Raw genomic sequence first — 17946 nt, forward strand, 5'->3', positions numbered from 1 at the left:
GGTCAGCGCCGTTTGCGGCAGCCTCGGGCCCGCTGTCGGGGCCGATGTCAGTCCAGGAGCTCGCGCAAGATCTTGGACTTCTTCTTCTTGGGCCCCTTGACCTCGACCCCGCCCATGATCGCGAGCCCGGTGACCCGCACGGTCGGCGCGCCGGGGATGTACCGGCGGCTCGGCGCCTTGTCCTCGAACCCGCCCAGGAGCCCGAACCCGTCGACCTTCACGTTGATGTCGTCGGGCACGCGCACCTCGACCCCGCCCCAGAACGCGAAGACGCTGATCGTGACCTCCTGCTCGGCGAACCGCGCGTGGGTCAGGTCGAGCTCGACGCCACCCATGACGGCCACGGCGTTGTGCAGCCGCGGCACCACCCAGTCGCCCTTGCGGTTGACGCCGGACCAGAACGCCACCGACACGGCACTGCCGGGCTCACCGCCGACGCGGTGGTCGACAGCGGAGTGGTGCTGCGGTCCCACCGCGGGCTGCGGCAGCCCGTTGAGCACCAGGTCGGCGGTGATGGGAGCGAGCTCACCGTAGGTCTTGGCGGCGTAGACGGCGGTCAGCCGCTCGTCCAGCTCGTGGATGTCGAGGCGCCCCTCAGCGGTCGCCTCGTGCAGCACCTGCGCGATCCGTTCCCGGTCCGCGTCCGAGGCGCGCAGGTGACTCTGGTCAGCCGGTACCAGCTCGTCGCTCACCCGATCGAGTCTAGAACCCTCACTTGCGGTTCGGTGCGTACTTGACCGTGATCGCGAAAGCCGCGACCAGGAGCAGCGCGAGACCGCACGCGAGGGCCGGCTCGTGCAGCCACAGCCGCGGCAACGCGCCGATGAGCACCCCGAGGGTGACCGACACGACCAGGATGAGCAGCGGCGACTCACACCGCTGCCGGACGGGCTTCTGCTCGATCATCACCGTTCACACCTCCGCGTCTTGTCTGGACTCCAAGAACTTCGGAGGTGCGGAGCGGGTTCTTGACTCCCGGAACGGGTGGGGCAGGACCCTGATCAGGTGGTCCGCCGGTCGCTCTCCTCGACGGGGCGGGCGAGGTGGGCGGGCGGACGAGGTGGGCGGGGCGGGAGCTCAGGCGCTCGGCCGGCGCACCGGCAGACCGGCGGCCCGGTAGACCGCGTCGATCACCGCCATGTTCCGCACCGCGTCGTCCGCCGTCGTCGGGAACGGCTTGCCGTGCAGGACCGCGTCGGTGAACGCGTCGAGCTGGTGGGCGTAGGTGGAGCGGCGGCCGAACGTCTCCACCGAGCGCCTGTCCTTGAGCCGCAACGACAAGCGGTGGGCGAGCTGCGGGCCGAGCGGGTTGAGCACGGTCAGCACGCCGTCCTCGCCGACGGCCCTCATCGACAGCTTGAAGACGGTGGCCGACCACAGCGAGGCGTGCACGGAACCCGTGTGGCCGGAGGGGAAGCGCAGGGTCGCGCGCATCGCCCGGTCGATCGCCGGGGCGCGCAGCAGGGCGTGGGCGGAGCGGACCGCGGGCTCCTCGCCGCCGAGCAGGCGGGCCATGTGCACTGCGTAGCAGCCGGCGTCCATCATCGCGCCGCCCGCGAGCGCGTAGTCGTAGCGGATGTCGGAGAACACCGGCAGCGGGAAGCAGACGGAGGCCTCGACGTGGCGCAGCGGGCCCAGTGCACCGGACCGCACGATCTCGGCGGCGCGCTGGGCCAGCGGGTGGTAGCGGTAGTGGAAGGCCTCCATCACCACCAGGCCGGAGGCCTCGGCGGCGGCCGCGACGGTGGCGGCTTCGGCGGCGTTGGCCGTGAAGGGCTTCTCGCACAGCACGTGCTTGCCGGCTTCGAGGGCGGCCAGGGTCCAGCGGCCGTGCAGGCCGTTGGGCAGCGGGTTGTAGACGGCGTCCACGGCCGGGTCGGCGAGCAGGGCCTCGTAGGAACCGTGCACGCGGGCGATGCCGTGCCGGTCGGCGAACGCCTGCGCGCGGTCGGTGGAACGGGCCGCCACGGCGACCACCTCGGCGGCGGTCGAGGAGCGGGCGGGGCGGATGACAGCGGTCGGCGCGATCCTGGCCGCGCCCAGCACTCCGATGCGCACGTGGTCCGTCACGCGGCTGACCCTACACCCGCCGAGTTAACGGTGTTCACGACGGCGGCCTGGTCCACTCTGGACACCTTGCCGGGTTCGCCCAGCGGTTACGGTGTCGGGCATGGACGTCCTCGTCGTCGATCACCCGCTCGCCAAGGCGAGACTCACCACCATGCGCGACGCGCGCACGGACAACGCGGCGTTCCGCGCGGCGTTGCACGAACTGACCGTCATGCTGGTCTACGAAGCGATGCGGGAGGCGCCGCTGAAGGAGGACCGCACGCACACGCCGGTCGCGCGGACCACCGGCTTCAGGCTCGCGAACCCGCCGCTGCTCGTGCCGGTCCTGCGGGCCGGGCTGGGCATGGCCGACCAGGCGCACAAGCTGATCCCCGACGCGCAGATGGGGTTCGTGGGGCTCGCGCGCGACGAGGAGACGTTGCAGCCGACGCCGTACATGGAGTCGCTGCCGGAGGACCTCGCCGGGCGGCCGGTGCTCGTGCTCGACCCGATGCTCGCGACCGGTGGCTCGATGGCCTACACGATCCGGCTGCTGACCCAGCGCGGCGCGACGGACGTGACGGCGGTGTGCGTGCTCGCGGCTCCCGAGGGCATCAACCACCTGGAGGACTCGAACCTGCCGGTGCGCCTCGTCACGGCGTCGGTGGACGAGCGGCTGAACGACTCCGGCTTCATCGTGCCCGGCCTGGGCGACGCCGGTGACCGTCTGTACGGGGCGGTTTAGGACATACCTCCGATCGGACGTAGCAATGGTCTAGACCTCAGGCCTATCGTGCTGTGGACCGCATCGCCGCTGCCGCGATCTGACTGAGGAGTCACATGTCCAGACGGAGATGGGGTGTCGCCGCACTCGCGGTCGGCGCCCTGTCCGCGTCGCTGGCTTCCGCGCCCGCGAACGCCGACGTCGAGACCAACGGGCACCACGGGTACTCGAAGACCCGCACGGTCGGGTACTTCATCCAGTGGGGCGTGTACGACCGGAACTTCCGGGTCAAGAACCTCGTGGACAGCGGGGCCGCGGCCCGGCTCACGCACCTGAACTACGCGTTCGGGTTCCTCGACGAGTCGGGCAAGTGCGTCAGCGCCGACCCGTGGGCGGACTGGCAGATGCCCCACACCGCCGAGCAGTCGGTGAGCGGCAAGGCCGACGAGGCCGGTCAGGTGCTCATGGGCAACCTGAACCAGCTCAAGCAGCTCAAGGCCGAGTACCCCGGGTTGAGGGTGAACATCTCCCTGGGCGGCTGGACGGGGTCGCGGTACTTCTCCAACGCCGCGCTGACCCCCGAGTCGCGCGCCGCGCACGTCAAGTCGTGCACCGACATGTGGATCAAGGGCAACCTGCCGGGGCTGCCGGCGGGCGCCGCGAAGGGCATCTTCGACGGCGTCGACCTCGACTGGGAGTGGCCGGCGAGCGAGGGCAACCCGACGCCGCCGAACGTCGTGCGCCCCGAGGACAAGCAGAACTTCACCAAGCTGCTTGCCGAGTACCGCGAGCAGATGGGCTGGAACCGCGACCTCACCGCGTTCCTGCCGGCCGACCCCAGGCAGGTCGACCGGGGCTTCGAGGTCGCGAAGGTGTTCTGCTACCTCACCTTCGGCACCTTGCAGGGCTACGACTACCACGGTGCGTGGGACGCGGCGGCGAACCAGCAGTCCGCGCTGCGCGTGCCCAAGGGCGACCCGTCGGAGTTCGAGTTCAGCTCCGAGGTGACGGTGAACGCGTGGCTCTCGCGCGGTGCCCCGCGCTCCAAGGCCGTGCTCGGCGTGCCGTTCTACGGCCGCGGCTGGGACGGCGTCGCACCCGGCACCCGCAACGGCCTGTTCGGCACCGGTGTGCCCGCGCCCGCCAAGTACGAGAACGGCTACGAGGACTTCCACCGCATCAAGGCGAAGCTCTCCGAACCCGGCAACACCTACAAGGTCCACCGCGACGAGCGCGCGGGCTTCGCGTGGATCTACGACGGCAAGACGTGGTGGACCTACGACGACGCGACCGAGATGAAGCGCAAGGCCCGCTTCATCAACGACCGCCGCCTCGGCGGCGCGATGATCTGGTCGCTCGACGGTGACACCGCGAACGGCGAGCTGATCAAGGCGCTGGACGGCGCCCTCAGGTAGACGCCGCACCACAGGCGAACTGTCCCGTTGGGACAGTTCAGCGGGTCCGGGGAGGTTTCGCGGCGGCCGCCTCCCCGGATTCCGTCATTTCCGCGACGGGATCACTTCCGCGACGGGGTCTCCGCCAGCCAGCCGCGCCCGTGCGCGCGCAACGCCAGCTCGTACGTGGCGGCGGCGTCCACTCCGCGCGGCAGGTTCCCGTTGAGCTCCAGGCTCACCAGCCCGTGCGCGATGCCCCACATCGACATCGCGATCTGCTCGGGGTCCTCGTCCCGGTAGACGCCCAGCTCGATCGCCCGCCGCACCGCGTTGCGCACCGGCGCGAACGTCCGGCCGGCCGCGCGGCTCATCTCCTTCGTCGGCTCGACGACCTTGGAGTACAGCACCGAGTAGAACCGCGGGTCCGCGAGCGCGCCGCGCCGGTAGGCGAGACCGATCTGCAGCAGGTCCTCCGCCGGGTCGTCGGTGGTCGGCACCGCGGCCAGGTTCGCCCCGAACCGGCTGAACGCCTCGTCGTGGAGCGCTTCCAGCAACGCCGGCTTCCCGCCGAAGAGGGAATAGACGGCGGTGGTGGAGGTGTTGACGTCGGTGGCGATCCTGCGCAGGCTCACCGCGTCGGGTCCCCTGGTGCTGAGCAGCTCGCCCGCCCGCTCGAGCAGACGCCGGCGCAGTGCGTCGTCGTGGGTCTTGGGCCTGGGCATCACGCAATCCTAATGGCCCCTGGCCTGAGTGGTATCACATTGGTACCGTGCCGGGAATGGCGATGACCTTGCGGTTGACCGAGGAGGAGAACCTGCGGCTCGCGGAGCTCGCGGCGGCCGAGGGGCGCTCCAAGCAGGAGGTCGTGCGGTTGGCGATCGCGGATCGTTACCAGCGCATGCAGCAGGAGGAGAAGCTGGGCGAGGTCCTCGGGAGGGTGCTGCCCAAGTACCGAGGTCTTTTGGATAGGCTCGGATCTTCCTGAAACTGTCGGACGTCTGTGATCAACTGGGTGCTGTGATCTCCTACCTCGACGCCGGGGACCTCTTGGTGCTGGCCACGGCTGTGACCGGTGGTGACCTCGTCGTGAGGGACATCGGGCTGCTGGACACGGCGGCGTACCGCCCCCGAGCGACCGTGCTCGGCGTGGAGGCGTACGACACGCTGTGGCTGAAGTCGTCCGCACTCCTCGACTCGATCGTCCGCACCCGCCCTCTCGTCGAGGGCAACTGGCGGCTCGGCTGGGTCGCCGCCGTCACGATGTGCGACATCAACGGCTACTGGATCGACGCCGACGAGGACGACGCGCTCGACCTCGTCCGCGCCCTCGGCCGGGACAAGATCGACGTGGCCGAGATGGCGGGCCACCTCCAGGCGTGGGGGCTGCCCAAGGATTCCGCTTGACCTAGAGCGCACTCCAGGTCTTAGCGTCGATTTCGTGAGTTACTCGATAGCCCAGGCCGCGCAGCGCAGCGGGTTGTCCATCGACACCCTGCGCTACTACGAACGAATCGGGCTCGTCGACCCGCCCGCCCGCGACTCGGGTGGCCGCCGCGTCTACTCGGAGGAAGACCTCGGCTGGCTGGCCTTCGTGACCCGCCTGCGCACCACCGGCATGCCGATCCGCATGATGCGCGAGTTCGCGCAGCTCAGGCACCGCGGCGAGCACACGGCGGGCCGGCGCAAGCAGATCCTCGTGGAACACCGCACCGACGTCCGCGCCCGCATCGCGGAGCTGCAGTCGTGCCTCGAGGTGCTGGACTACAAGATCGACCACTACGCCGTGGTCGAGAGCGATTTGGAGGCGACGGCGTGACCCGTCAGCTCGGTTCACTGGAGGTCGGGCCGCAGGGGCTCGGCTGCATGGGGATGTCGGAGTTCTACGGTGCCGGCGACGACACCGAGTCGATCGCGGTCATCCACCGGGCCCTGGAGCTCGGCGTGACGCTGATCGACACGGCCGACATGTACGGCCCGCACACCAACGAGGAACTGGTCGGCCGCGCGATCGCCGGCCGCAGGGACTCGGTGGTGCTGGCCACGAAGTTCGGCATCGTCCGCGACGGCGACCGCCGCGGCGTGCGGGGCGACCGCGCCTACGTGCGGCAGGCGGTCGAGGGGTCGCTGAAGCGGCTCGGGGTCGACGTGATCGACCTCTACTACCTGCACCGCGTGCCCGCGGACACGCCCATCGAGGAGACCGTCGGGGCGATGGGGGAGCTGGTGGCCGAGGGCAAGGTCCGCCACCTGGGCCTGTCCGAGGCCGGCGCCGAGACGCTGCGCCGCGCCCACGCCGTCCACCCGATCACGGCGCTGCAGAGCGAGTGGTCGCTGTGGTCGCGCGACATCGAGGCGGAGATCGTGCCCACCGCACGCGAGCTCGGCATCGGCCTGGTGCCGTACTCGCCGCTCGGCCGCGGCGTGCTGACCGGCCGGTTCTCCTCCTCCGCCGACTTCGCCGAGGGCGACTTCCGCGCCGCGAACCCGCGGTTCTCCGGCGCGAACCTCGACGCGAACCTGAAGATGGTCGCCGACCTGCGCGCCCTGGCCGACGAACGCGGCGTCACCGCGGGCCAGCTCGCGCTGGCGTGGGTGCAGCACCGCGGGTCCGACGTCGTGCCGATCCCCGGCACCAAGCGGCTGAAGTACCTGGAGGAGAACGTCGCGGCGGCCGCCCTGGAGCTGTCCGAGGCCGACCTGGCCGCGATCGAGGCCGCAGTTCCGGCGTCCGCGGTGGCCGGCGACCGGTACCCGGACATGAGCTCGATCGGCCGTTAGAACACCTGTTCGAATCCATCCCCAGGGTTGTCCACAGGGTGGGGACAAGTGGCTGTGGACAACTCTGGGGTCATGTGGACAACTGAGCCGCGACGGTGGCCCCGAGCTCCCAGCACGCCTCCAGGTCGGCCTTGCCCGGCTCGCCCGTGACGACCACGTGCTGGGCCGCCTTCACCCAGTCCAGGCCGGTCGTGGCGGTCTCCACGCTCCTGACCGCACCGGTCGTGTCGTTGTTGCCGTGCACATAAAGCCCGAACGGGCGACCGCGCGTGGAGTCCAGGCACGGGTAGTACACGGTGTCGAAGAAGTGCTTCAGCGCACCGCTCATGTAGCCCAGGTTCGCGGGCGTGCCCAGCAGGTAGGCGTCCGCTTCCAGGACATCCACAGCGGTTGTGGACAACGCGGCCTTCCGCACCACTTCGACGCCCTCCACCTCGGGGGTGGTGGCGCCGGAGACGACCGCCTCGAACATCGCCTGCAGGGCGGGCGAGGGCGTGTGGTGGACGATCAGCAGCCTCATGACCCCAGTTATAGCCAGTGCCGTGGTCAAGCGGTGCATGGGCGAGGTCACCGCCGCGCTGCGCGGCCTTGCCCGAATGAGCCCGTGCCCGAAAATCTGTTCCGCTGATCTATGGATTCGGAATGTGCAGCTTGGTCGTCTGCGCAACATTCTTCGCAACGGAGTGCATTTGTGTCCAACTTCGTTGAGTGCGCTACCGTGTCCGTATGGAGTTCCTGAAAGTCGCGGGCAAGACGATTCAGCGGCCGTCGATCGAGGAAGAAGACCTCGTCGGTGAAGTAGCCGCGTTCCGCGGTGACTTCGAACTTGAGGCAGTCAGCGTCCGGCAAGGTGACCAGTCGGGCGTAACCGGTGAGGGGTCTGTTGCTGGTGCGCTCGTCTCCGACGTGGACCTGTCGGAATCGCATCTGGCTCCGCTCGTGCTTTCCGACGTCAGGTTCGAAGAGGTGAACCTGGCGAACGCCGTCCTCGCCGATGTGACCGCGCGGAGGGTGGACTTCCTCCGCTGTCAGGGGATCGGGCTTCGACTTTCGCTGAGGCAGGCTTCGGACATCTATGCGGAGGACTGCCGGTTCGACTACGCGACCATCAAGATCGATCAGGTCAAGAACGCCGTCGTCTTCCGTCGATGCTCATTCCGTGAAGCGGTTTTCGTCGGAGACCTCTCCAACGTGGTTTTCGATGAATGTGAGATGCCTCAGGTTGAATTCGAGGCCACCCGCGCGAGTGGCTGTGACCTCACGACCTCCCGGCTTGGCGACATCAGCGGTCTGTTGACCCTGCGGGGTGCGAAGATCGAAGCCGTTCAGGCCGGTTTCCTCGGTGCTCAGTTCGCCAAGGAAGCCGGCCTGACGGTTGCGGGCTGACCTACTTCTTGTCCCAGTTGTCCCACGTGGGCCGATTGTCGAATCCGCCGCCTCCGGTCACGTTGTCCCACGTGGGGTCGTTGTCAAAAGCGCTGATCCGCGTAGGTAGCTGACCGGTCCTGGTCAGCAGGTCCAGGAGCATCGTTCGACACTCCAGAATCCTGGCCTCCAGCAGCTGTTGATCGGTCAAGGCGTAATACTCCCTCCAGTAGTGAAATCTTGCTGTTCCGGCAGTAGTTGGTCGTGGTTCCATCCATGCGTCCATGCTCGAAGTAGCGGTTGGCGGGATGTCCGCCTCCGCAGAAGTCGAAGTACGGGCATGTGAGCCGGCAAGCCTTGACTCCCCGTGAGAACTCAGATACCCAGGAGTCTTCGGACGTCGATTGTTCGATGATCTCGGTCAGGGTGTTCTGCAGTACGTTTCCGCTGGAGAAGGTGCCCCGGTTCGACTCGAATCCCGCGAGTTCAGGCGAGATCAGGGTTACCGATCCGTCGTGGCCAACAGTCGGCAGAGGATCGAACAGCGTCTCATCGCGGTGCGTGGCGCTGTCACGCCTGAGCACCGCACCTGCATAGCTGAGAGCCCGCTCAAGCTCTCGGACGCGGACAGCGGGATTCTCGCGCCAACTCGCCGTGAGCGTCGTCCAGAAGTCAGTTACGACGTCTTGGCGATGAGCGTTGGTGGAGACGTTGACGCCTTCCTGCTCTTCGATGTTGACGCCCAGGTGCGTGATCCCGCACTCGACGGCGAAGGCGTAAAGCCTGCGAGCGCGCACGGGCGTTGGATCGGACACCACCGCGATGGCGTGAACCTCGTGACCATGAGCGCGCAGAAGTTCTACACCGCGCAACGCCTTCGCCTGCGTGGGCATCCGCCGCCGATCCACGCGGCTCGCGTTGTCGGCGGGCGCGCCATCGATGCTGACGCCCACGTGCACGTCCCGCTCCGCGAAGAACTCGCACCAGGCGTCGTCGATCAGCGTCGCGTTCGTCTGGACCACGTGTTTCACGTCGACATCCGCGAACGCGTCCATCAGCCGGCCGAGATGGGCTCGGCCGGTGGCCAGCGGCTCTCCGCCGTGCCAGCACACCTCGACCGTTCCGTATGCCGCCCACGGACGCACTGACGCGGCTACGGCCCGTGCCACGGCGAGCTTCATGGTGTTCCGCTCGTGCCGGAACGGCAGGTAGCAATAGGTGCAGTCGAGTTTGCACAGCGTCTCCGGCTGCATGATGACCGAGGTCGGGCGAAGGAAGAGCTGCTGGTCCACGATTCCCCCTCGTTCGTGACGTGGTCCGAGCGCCGACCGGCTCATGAACCTCTCCGGTAGATCCGGTTGCCTCTGTTCCTACCGGGGTCAAACGATGTTTATGCTGATCAACGCGTTTACAAGAGTTGACAACGCGGACCGGGAGCGGGCGTGTCGGAGCTGAGTGACGCCCTCAGGGCAGCGCGCGAGGCGGCCGGGCTCAGCCTGTCCCGGATGTCTCAGCTCACCCACTACAGCAAGCCGTACCTGAGCCTGATCGAGAACGGCAAGCGCCGGCCGCTCCCGGACGTCGTCACCGCGTACGAACAGGCTCTTGGCGTTCCGCTGGGCAGCGATCCGATGCGCCGCGCGCACGAGTGGCTTGTCTCGGATTCCCCGATCGCCGTGCAGAGCCGTTCCGGCCGCAGGGTCGGCGGCTCCCTCGCGGACGCCGTAGAAGCTCGTGTGGTCGAGCTGCGGCACCTGGACGACGTGGTTGGAAGTACGGACCTGTTGCCCGCTGTGCGGCAAGAGCTGTCCGAGACGGAGTCGTTGGTGCGTGACGGTTCCTACTCCGAAGTCACGGGACGACGGCTGTTGACCGCGACGGGTGAGCTCGCCCAGCTCGGCGGGTGGGTCGCGTCGGACGCGGGCAGGTACGCGGAGGCTCAGCGGCTTTACCTCGGTGGAGTGTCCGCGGCTTCGGAGGCGGGCAACGATTCCCTTGCCGCGCAACTTTTTTCCTCGCTGAGCTACCAGATCGCGAACGTGGCCGACCCGCATGACGCGCTGTTGCTGGCGCGGTCCGCGGTGAAGGGTGCCCGCGATGCCACGCCCGTGGTTCGGACGCTGCTGTTGGAGCGGGTGGCGTGGGCGAGCGCCAAGACGAAAGACCACGAGGGAACCCGCCGCGTGCTCGATGCCGTGGACGACGCGTACGAGCAGAGGTCACCCGGCGTCGAAGAGCCTGAGTGGGTCTATTGGCTCAACAGAGCCGAAATCGATGTGATGGCCGGGCGTTGCATGATCGAGCTGGGCAATCCCGGCAAAGCTGAACCGCTGCTGTCAGCCGCCGTCGCCGCTTACCCGGAAGAGCACTCGCGGGAAGTCGCGCTCTACCTCTCGTGGCTCGCGGAGTCGTACGCGCGGGTTGGTGCTCTGGACGCTGCGAGGGACACGCTGAGCCGAGCGCGGGAGTTCGCTTCGCGGATGCCGTCCGCGCGGACCGACGACCGGTTCAACCTCCTGGACAGCTTGCTCAGGGCATGAGTTGTGCGGCGCGCCGGAGACGACGGCCTTGAACATCGCCTGCATGTTCGACGGCGGCGTGTGGTGGGTGATCAACAGCCGCGGTATGTGTTCACGCTGACGGGTGAATCGTAGATCCGCAACTGTGGTGAGCACTGACATCGGGCGGCTCGATCAATAGAGTCACCCGTGCGAAGAGTGCCAGGATCAACTGGAGCGACGCGAGCCTTCTCGGACTTACCACCCGACGTGAGCAGAGGGCAGCGTTGTCCTCACACGCTCTTGGTGAGTGACGAACTGCGTACGGCATCACAACGACCCGCTGTGCTCACTGGTGGGCTTCTTCGTTGTGGAGTCGTCATGTCGGTGTGGTGGGCTGCGGCAGGTGTGACGGCGGTACCAGCCGTCTCTCGGCTTGTCAGGCATTGGATCGAGCTGCGCTTTCTCCGTTGGGTTTACGAGCGCGGAGGCGCGAAGGACCTCAAGGTCGCCGCCGAGGCACTGCGGACGACTCGATCCCGGTCTCTTGCCAGGAAGCTCCTGCGACGCCGTGACCAGGGCGAACAGTGAATCCTGTTCCGTCGCGCCGGCACCGCTCATGTAGCCCAGGTTCGCGGGGAGGGCGTGTGGTGGACGATCAGCAGCCTCATGGCGGTCAAAGCTATAGCCAGTCGCCGTCGGGGTCGGTCGGCTCCGCGGTGTCCACGCCGATGGCCTGGAGCTGCTCGGTCGTCACGACCGTTCCGTCGTCCGGCTTGGCCAGTGCGAGGATCTCCACCGTGAGGTCGACGAGCCGTTCCTGCGTCCGCTCGTGCAGGGTGGCCAGCTCGACGCACCTGTCCATGACGTCCGTGCCTTCGAACCGCTTGACCAGCAGGCCGCCCTCCAACACGCCGGAGAGCGGGTGGCGGTTGCCGCGGTAGGAGTACGCCACGCTGCGGAAGAAGAACTTCAGCAGCTGGTCGTCGTTCAGGTCGAAGCCGAAGAGCTGCTTCAGGCCGCGCAGCAGTTGCCGGTGGTAGGTCTTCATGCGGGCGTACAGCGACTCGGGGTCCACCTCGTGGTGCTCCGGCACCGGATACGCCTCGAGGTAGGCCAGGGCCAGGTCACGCCGGGTGTACTCCATGCGCGGCAAGATAGATGACCATGACCCGTGCCAGCTACGACATTGTTGCGGCCAGCTACGCCCGGCTCCTCCCCGACGCCCACGGCGGCCGCCCGTTCGACGCCGCGATCACGCGCGCCTTCGCCGAGTTGGCCGCGGGACCGGTCGGTGACCTCGGCTGCGGCACCGGCCGCATCACCCAGCACCTGCACGAGCTGGGCCTGGACGTGTTCGGCGTCGACCTCTCCGACGGCATGCTCGCCCAGGCCAGGCAGCACCACCCGCACCTCGACTTCCGGCAGGGCGACATCACGGCGCTCGACCTGGCGGACGAGAGCCTCGGCGGCGCGGTCGTCTGGTACTCCACGGTGCACATGCCGGCGCAGGACGTGCCGTGGCGGGAGTTCCACCGCGTGCTCAAGCCCGGCGGATACCTGTTGCACGCGTTCAAAGCGGGTGACGAGAAACGGCACCTCGACCACGCGTACGGCCACGACGTGGACTTGGACGTCTACTGGCACGACGTCGACGAGACCGTGCGCAACGCCACCGCGGCCGGGTTCAACGAAGTGGCCAGGCTCGTGCGTCAGAGGGGTGTGGACGAGGCAGGACCGCAGGCGTTCCTGGTGTTGCAATGCAACCCCGCGGCCGGGAAGACGTCCTAGAAGGTGTACACAGGAGGGACCATGAAGACCACCGCCCTATTGACCACGAGTCCTCGACAGCGTCGCATCACCTGGGGTTTCGGCCTCGCGATCGGCATCGGGATGATCGGGATCGGGCCCCTCTTCGCGTCGCTGTGGCCGGGGTTCGACCACAGCCCGTGGGACGTCAACACGATGTTGCTCGGACTCGGCGTGGGGCTCTGCTCGGTTGCCTACATCTTCGGCCGGATCGCGGTCGCGGCCGTGACGGAGGGACGCCGCACCGCGGTCGCCCCGCCGACCAGGAGGGCCTACTGGGTGGCCGGCGGGGGTTTCGCCCTCGCGGTGCTGTGCCTGCTGATCGCTCTCGCCGGCTGACGCCGGGAGCTAGCTGACCAGCGCTGTCACCCGTTCCCGCAGCTCAGCCAACCGCGTCCGCGCCGCCGCACGGGCGGACTCCAGTCCGTCCGTGACCGGCTCGACGACCTCCAGGTACGCCTTGAGCTTCGGTTCGGTGCCGGACGGCCGCACGATCACCCGCACGCCGGGGGCCGTCCACCGCAGCACGTCCGCGCCGGGCAGCAGGTCCTCGGACGTGAAGTCCGCCGGCGGCTCGGCGCGCAGCCGGGTCATCGTCGCGCCGATCAGCGACAGGTCGGTGTAGCGCAACGACACCTGGTCGGTCAGGTGCAGGCCGTGGTCCAGCGCGAGCTGGTCCAGCGCGTCGAGCAACGTCCGCCCGGCCGCCTTCAGGCCCGCCGCCAGGTCCGCGGCGACGACCGCGGCCGAGATGCCGTCCTTGTCCGCCACGAACTCCGGGTCGACGCAGTTGCCCAGCGCCTCCTCGTAGGCGAACACCAGGCCGTCACCGGCACGCGCGAGCCACTTGAAGCCCGTCAACGTCTCCGCGTACCGCGCGCCGTGCGCCTCGGCGATCGACTTCAGCAGCGACGACGACACGATCGTCGTGGCCACCAACGGGTCCGCGCTCTCCACAGTGGACAGCACGAGCGAGCCGAGCAGCACGCCCGTCTCGTCGCCGCGCAGCATCCGCCACGCCGACCCGTCCCGCACGCCCAGCGCACAGCGGTCGGCGTCCGGGTCCAGCGCGATGGCGAGGTCGGCGTCCACCGAGTCCGCGAGCGCGAGCAGCTCGTCCGCGGCACCGGGTTCCTCGGGGTTCGGGAACACCACCGTCGGGAAGTCCGGGTCCGGCACGGCCTGCGACCGCACCACGTGCACGTCGGTGAAACCCGCGCGCCGCAACGCTTCCACGGCGAACTGGCCGCCGACGCCGTGCATCGGCGTCAACGCGATCTTCAACGTCCGCGCGGTGCCGCTGGGCAGCGACGCGACCCGGTCCAGGTAGGCGTCGACGTCCGCGTCCGGCACGACCGAGTACGTCGAGGCGCGCGGCACCGACACCGCGGCGGGCACGGCCTCGATCGCCCGCTCGATCTCCGCGTCCGACGGCGGCACGATCTGCGAACCGCCGGCCAGGTACAGCTTGTAGCCGTTGTCCGCGGGCGGGTTGTGCGACGCGGTGATCTGGATGCCCGCCACCGCACCGTGCGCTCGCACCAGGAAGGCGAGCACCGGCGTCGGCAGCGGGCCGGGCAGCACCCGCACGTCGAAGCCCGCGGCCGCCATGACCTCGGCGGCGGCGACGGCGAACTCCTCGGACCCGTGGCGCGCGTCCCTGCCGACGAAGACGAGCCCCGCAGCGCCGGACGCGCCGGACCCCTTCAGCCAGGCGGCCAGACCGGCCGTCGTGCGGACCACGGTGGCCACGTTCATGCCGTTCGTACCGGCCCGCACCGGGCCGCGCAGCCCGGCCGTGCCGAACGTCAACGGCCCCGCCATGCGGTCGGCGAGGTCCTCGCGCGCCGCGGCGTCACCGCCCATCGCCCGCGCCAGCACCCCCTGCAGCTCCTCACGGGTGGCCGCGGAGGGGTCGTCGGCGATCCACCGGAACGTCGCGTCGCGCAGTGCCGGCGTCAGGCTCATGCGCGGTCCACCAGCTCGCGCAGCAGCGTGCCCATGCGCTCGGCCGCGGCGGCACCGGCGTCCAGCACCTCCTGGTGGTTCAGCGGCTCACCGGTGATGCCCGCGGCGAGGTTCGTGACCAGCGACAACCCGAACACCTCGACGCCCTCTGCCCGCGCGGCGATCGCCTCGTGCACGGTCGACATGCCCACCAGGTCGGCACCCAGGGTGCGCAGCATGCGGATCTCGGCCGGCGTCTCGAAGTGCGGACCGGGCAGCCCCGCGTACACGCCCTCCTCCAGCGACGGGTCGATCTCCTTCGCGACCTCGCGCAGCCGCGGCGAGTACAGGTCCGTGAGGTCCACGAACCGCGCGCCGACCAGCGGCGACAGCGCGGTCAGGTTGAGGTGGTCGGAGATCAGCACCGGCTGCCCGACGGACATGCCCTGGCGCAGGCCACCGGCGGCGTTGGTCAGCACGACCGTCCGCACGCCCGCGGCGGCGACGGTGCGCACGCCGTGGACGACCTTCTGCACGCCCTTGCCCTCGTAGCCGTGGGTGCGGCCGAGGACGACGAGAACCTTCTTGCCGCCCACCTCGACGGACCGGATGGTGCCGCCGTGGCCGAGCGCGGTCGGCGCCTCGAACCCGGTCAGCTCCCCGACGGGGATCTCCGCGACCGGCTCGCCGATCACGTCGGCGGCGGGTCGCCAGCCGGATCCGAGCACGATCGCGATGTCGTGCTTCGCCACGCCGGTGCGGTCCTGGATCTCTTCCGCGGCCTTGCCGGCCAGCTCTTCTGGAGTCACCGCGAGAGCTTAAACCGGGGCGAATGTCGATGCGATCGCGTCGAAGAGGCGCTCCCGTGCCGCGTCCTCCTGTTCGGTCGGGACGGTGACCTCGACCACCCACAGGTCGGTGCCGTGGGGGAGCACGCGGGAGAAGTGCGAGCGCCGCAGCCCGGTCGCCTCGTCGCCCTCCACGGTCCGGTAGACGAACTGGATGCCGTCCTCCGACCGCGGCCCTGCGAGGTTGGGCGTCGGCACCTTCTCGCCGCCGTAGAACCGCGTCGCCCACCGCGCCTGCACGGCCGCCACGTACTCGGCGATCCGGCGCTTCGGGTAGAAGTCGGGGAACCGCTGCACCGCCACCTCGTACGCGCCGGGCGGCGACACGAAGTGCACCACCGCCGAGGCCGGCACGCGCTGGTCGGCCGCGCGCTGCTCCGCGTACTTCGTCCAGCTCTTGTCCACCTTCAGGGTGAACTTGCCGCCCTGGTCGCCGATCGCGGTCACCGCGTCCTCGGTGCGCTGCTCGAACGTCGGCGAGGCCGGCAGCGTCGGCAGCGTCGGCGCGCCCTGCTGGGCCGGCGGCAGCAGCGGCGCCCCGGCCACGAGCCGCGTCAGCGCGAACCCGCCGCCTGAGCCCACCAGGAACAGCAGGACCGCCGCGACCAGCACCAACGTCCTGCCCACCGGCGTGCGTTCCGGCGCCGTCGACCGCGTGACCAGGAACGGCAGCGGCCCCGGATCGGCGGCCAGCGGTGCGTCCGGCTCGATCCTCGGCTTCGGCCGCACGATCACCGGCGGCGTGCGCGGCGCACGCGCCTCGAACGCGTCCGTGCCCGGTTCCGGCAGCAGCGGGTACACCTTGCGCCGCACGTCGACCAGCGACATCCGCTGGTCCGGGTCCTTCTGCATCAGCCCGCTGATCACCGGCGCCAGCCGCCCGGCGCCCGCGGGCACCGGCACGTCGCCGTGGATGACCGCGTTGATCGTCTGCATGACGTTGCGGCCCACGTACGGCGGCTCACCGGCCATCGCCGCCCACACCGTGGCGCCCAGCGACCACCGGTCGGCCGCCGCGGACACGTCACCGCCCTGCGCCACCTCGGGCGCGATGTAGGCGGGCGTGCCGAGGGTGATGCCGCGGGCGGTCATGGTGGCCTCGGCGACGTTGCGCGCGATGCCGAAGTCCGTCAGCTTCACCCGCCCGTCGTCGGCGATCAGGACGTTGCCCGGTTTGACGTCGCGGTGCGTGATCCCGACCCGGTGCGCGGACTCCAGCGCCGCCGCGACCGCGTCCAGCACCGCCGCGCCCTGCTTCTCGGTGAGGCAGCCCTGTTCCTTCAGCACCTCGCCGAGGCTGCGCGAGGGCACCAGCTCCATCACCACGTACGGGTCGCCGTCGTGCTGGACCACGTCGTAGAGCGTCACCAGGTTCGGGTGCGACAGCGCGGCGACCGCGCGCGCCTCCCGCATCGTGCGCTCGCGCAGCTGGGCGGCCTCGGCGTCGGGCATGCCGGGCGTGTGCAGGATGCCCTTCACGGCCACCTGCCGCCCGAGCACCTCGTCGTGGGCGGCCCAGACCGTGCCCATGGAACCCTGGCCGAGCAGGTGCAGCAGCCGGTACCTAGCCGCGATCAAGCGCTCCTGGTCGTCCACCGGTCCATTGTTCCTGAGACACTTGCTGCATCGTTAACGGCGGTGAACCTCACATAGCCGAGCGCGTACCGGTCGGTGACACTGCAACGCATGATGGAGTTGGCCTTGCCCGCCGAATTCCGCCCGAACGAGTTCCCCGCGGCGTCGCGGGAACAGTGGCGTGACCTGGTCGACGCCGTGCTGAGCAAGACCGGCGCCAGTTTCGACTCCCTGGTCACCCAGACCTACGACGGCTTCTCCCTCCAGCCGCTCTACACCGCGGACGACGCGCTCGGCACCCCCTACGCGCTCGCGCCGGTCAAGCAGGGCTGGGACGTCCGCCAGCGCCACGTTGTGCCCGACCCGGTCGCGCTGATGAACGACCTCGAAGGCGGCGTCACGTCGCTGTGGCTCGCCGTGCCCGCCTCCTCGCTGGAGCGCCTGCTCGACGGCGTCTACCTCGACCTCGCACCGGTCGTGCTCGACGGTGACGTCGAGGCGGCGCGGACGATGCTGCGGATCTACGACCAGGCGCCGCTGCTGGCCGCCGACGTGCGCGGCAACCTGGCTCTGGTGCCGTCGGCGGACACCTTGGCGGTGATCCGGGACGCCGTGTCGCGGTTCCCCGGTCTGCGGACGGTCGTGGTGGACGCGTTGCCGTTCCACGACGCGGGCGGGTCGGACGCGGAGGAGCTGGGTGCGTCGCTGGCCTTGGCCGTGTCCTACCTGCGTGCTCTGGTTTCCGGTGGTCTGTCGGTCGAGTCGGCGTTCGCGCAGTTGGAGTTCCGCTTCGCGGCCACGGCGGACCAGTTCGCGACGATCGCGAAGCTGCGTGCGGCGCGCCGGTTGTGGGCGCGGGTGGCTGAGGTGTCGGGCGTGGACGTGCCGCAGGTGCAGCACGCGGTGACGTCGTCGGCGATGATGACGCGCCGTGATCCGTGGGTGAACATGCTGCGCAC

22 protein-coding genes are annotated in these 17946 nt (G+C 69.5%); 11 read left to right on the forward strand and 11 right to left on the reverse strand.

Features of this window, described 5'->3' with window-relative positions:
* Positions 1–47 precede the first annotated feature (47 nt).
* From AB0A63_RS26220 to AB0A63_RS26230, 3 genes are all read right to left on the reverse strand, one after another.
* Entirely contained in the window at positions 48–692 is a 645-nt protein-coding gene (locus AB0A63_RS26220; protein ID WP_360396021.1) for a DUF1707 domain-containing protein, read from the reverse strand.
* Between the two features lie 19 nt (positions 693–711).
* Complete coding sequence (locus tag AB0A63_RS26225) at positions 712–906, reverse strand: hypothetical protein (protein ID WP_360396023.1); 195 nt, start codon at positions 904–906, stop codon at positions 712–714.
* Positions 907–1077: 171 nt separating this feature from the next.
* Complete coding sequence (locus AB0A63_RS26230) at positions 1078–2070, reverse strand: Gfo/Idh/MocA family oxidoreductase (protein WP_360396025.1); 993 nt, start codon at positions 2068–2070, stop codon at positions 1078–1080.
* 100 nt (positions 2071–2170) lie between these two features.
* Between AB0A63_RS26230 and upp the strand changes: the two genes are divergently transcribed.
* Positions 2171–2794, forward strand: a complete 624-nt coding sequence (gene upp, locus AB0A63_RS26235; RefSeq protein ID WP_360396027.1) for a uracil phosphoribosyltransferase — start codon at positions 2171–2173, stop codon at positions 2792–2794.
* Positions 2795–2889: 95 nt separating this feature from the next.
* Positions 2890–4188 carry a glycoside hydrolase family 18 protein gene (locus tag AB0A63_RS26240; protein WP_360396029.1) on the forward strand — a complete coding sequence of 433 codons (1299 nt, stop codon included), beginning with the start codon at positions 2890–2892 and terminating at the stop codon, positions 4186–4188.
* 101 nt (positions 4189–4289) lie between these two features.
* Here the strand turns inward: AB0A63_RS26240 and AB0A63_RS26245 are convergent, their stop codons facing one another.
* Positions 4290–4889, reverse strand: a complete 600-nt coding sequence (locus AB0A63_RS26245) for a TetR/AcrR family transcriptional regulator (protein ID WP_360396031.1) — start codon at positions 4887–4889, stop codon at positions 4290–4292.
* Positions 4890–4945: 56 nt separating this feature from the next.
* On the opposite strand from AB0A63_RS26245, the gene AB0A63_RS26250 reads away from it, so the two are divergent.
* Genes AB0A63_RS26250 through AB0A63_RS26265 form a run of 4 tightly spaced genes read left to right on the forward strand, consistent with a single transcriptional unit; the run spans position 4946 to position 6945 of the window.
* Positions 4946–5152: a ribbon-helix-helix protein, CopG family gene (locus tag AB0A63_RS26250; protein WP_053737502.1), complete on the forward strand. Its 207-nt coding sequence runs from the start codon at positions 4946–4948 to the stop codon at positions 5150–5152.
* 32 nt (positions 5153–5184) lie between these two features.
* Entirely contained in the window at positions 5185–5571 is a 387-nt protein-coding gene (locus AB0A63_RS26255; RefSeq protein WP_360396033.1) for a Fic family protein, read from the forward strand.
* 34 nt (positions 5572–5605) lie between these two features.
* A complete protein-coding gene (locus AB0A63_RS26260; RefSeq protein WP_360396035.1) occupies positions 5606–5983 on the forward strand; it encodes a MerR family transcriptional regulator in 378 nt (125 codons plus the stop codon).
* 47 nt (positions 5984–6030) lie between these two features.
* On the forward strand, positions 6031–6945 hold the full coding sequence (locus AB0A63_RS26265; protein WP_360396073.1) for an aldo/keto reductase: 915 nt from the start codon (positions 6031–6033) through the stop codon (positions 6943–6945).
* 70 nt (positions 6946–7015) lie between these two features.
* On the opposite strand, the gene AB0A63_RS26270 is transcribed toward AB0A63_RS26265, so the two are convergent.
* A complete protein-coding gene (locus AB0A63_RS26270; RefSeq protein WP_360396037.1) occupies positions 7016–7465 on the reverse strand; it encodes a flavodoxin family protein in 450 nt (149 codons plus the stop codon).
* Between the two features lie 206 nt (positions 7466–7671).
* Between AB0A63_RS26270 and AB0A63_RS26275 the strand changes: the two genes are divergently transcribed.
* Complete coding sequence (locus tag AB0A63_RS26275) at positions 7672–8331, forward strand: pentapeptide repeat-containing protein (RefSeq protein ID WP_360396039.1); 660 nt, start codon at positions 7672–7674, stop codon at positions 8329–8331.
* Between the two features lies 1 nt (position 8332).
* Here the strand turns inward: AB0A63_RS26275 and amcA are convergent, their stop codons facing one another.
* Both amcA and amcB read right to left on the reverse strand, forming a co-directional pair.
* Entirely contained in the window at positions 8333–8473 is a 141-nt protein-coding gene (gene amcA, locus AB0A63_RS26280) for a multiple cyclophane-containing RiPP AmcA (protein ID WP_360396041.1), read from the reverse strand.
* Positions 8415–9602 carry a cyclophane-forming radical SAM peptide maturase AmcB gene (gene amcB, locus AB0A63_RS26285; protein WP_360396043.1) on the reverse strand — a complete coding sequence of 396 codons (1188 nt, stop codon included), beginning with the start codon at positions 9600–9602 and terminating at the stop codon, positions 8415–8417. Before amcB ends, amcA begins: the two co-directional genes overlap by 59 nt.
* Positions 9603–9752: 150 nt before the next feature.
* Here amcB and AB0A63_RS26290 point away from each other — a divergent pair, with 150 nt between their 5' ends.
* Entirely contained in the window at positions 9753–10850 is a 1098-nt protein-coding gene (locus AB0A63_RS26290; protein WP_360396045.1) for a helix-turn-helix transcriptional regulator, read from the forward strand.
* 640 nt (positions 10851–11490) lie between these two features.
* On the opposite strand, the gene AB0A63_RS26295 is transcribed toward AB0A63_RS26290, so the two are convergent.
* Positions 11491–11955: a hypothetical protein gene (locus tag AB0A63_RS26295; protein WP_360396047.1), complete on the reverse strand. Its 465-nt coding sequence runs from the start codon at positions 11953–11955 to the stop codon at positions 11491–11493.
* Positions 11956–11975: 20 nt separating this feature from the next.
* Between AB0A63_RS26295 and AB0A63_RS26300 the strand changes: the two genes are divergently transcribed.
* On the forward strand, positions 11976–12599 hold the full coding sequence (locus AB0A63_RS26300) for a class I SAM-dependent methyltransferase (protein WP_360396049.1): 624 nt from the start codon (positions 11976–11978) through the stop codon (positions 12597–12599).
* Between the two features lie 21 nt (positions 12600–12620).
* Positions 12621–12956: a hypothetical protein gene (locus AB0A63_RS26305; protein WP_360396051.1), complete on the forward strand. Its 336-nt coding sequence runs from the start codon at positions 12621–12623 to the stop codon at positions 12954–12956.
* Between the two features lie 9 nt (positions 12957–12965).
* Here the strand turns inward: AB0A63_RS26305 and AB0A63_RS26310 are convergent, their stop codons facing one another.
* The 3 genes from AB0A63_RS26310 to AB0A63_RS26320 are packed head-to-tail and all read right to left on the reverse strand — an operon-like array spanning position 12966 to position 17008.
* Positions 12966–14585 carry a phospho-sugar mutase gene (locus tag AB0A63_RS26310; RefSeq protein WP_360396053.1) on the reverse strand — a complete coding sequence of 540 codons (1620 nt, stop codon included), beginning with the start codon at positions 14583–14585 and terminating at the stop codon, positions 12966–12968.
* Complete coding sequence (locus AB0A63_RS26315) at positions 14582–15373, reverse strand: purine-nucleoside phosphorylase (protein ID WP_360396055.1); 792 nt, start codon at positions 15371–15373, stop codon at positions 14582–14584. Before AB0A63_RS26315 ends, AB0A63_RS26310 begins: the two co-directional genes overlap by 4 nt.
* 9 nt (positions 15374–15382) lie before the next feature.
* Positions 15383–17008, reverse strand: coding sequence for a serine/threonine-protein kinase (locus AB0A63_RS26320; protein WP_360396057.1), 1626 nt, complete (start codon positions 17006–17008; stop codon positions 15383–15385).
* A 90-nt stretch (positions 17009–17098) separates the two neighbouring features.
* Between AB0A63_RS26320 and AB0A63_RS26325 the strand changes: the two genes are divergently transcribed.
* A partial coding sequence (locus tag AB0A63_RS26325; RefSeq protein ID WP_360396059.1) for a methylmalonyl-CoA mutase family protein occupies positions 17099–17946 on the forward strand: 848 nt, incomplete at its 3' end.

The sequence above is a fragment of the Lentzea sp. NPDC042327 genome, assembly GCF_040647275.1.
Classification (GTDB): Bacteria; Actinomycetota; Actinomycetes; order Mycobacteriales; family Pseudonocardiaceae; genus Lentzea.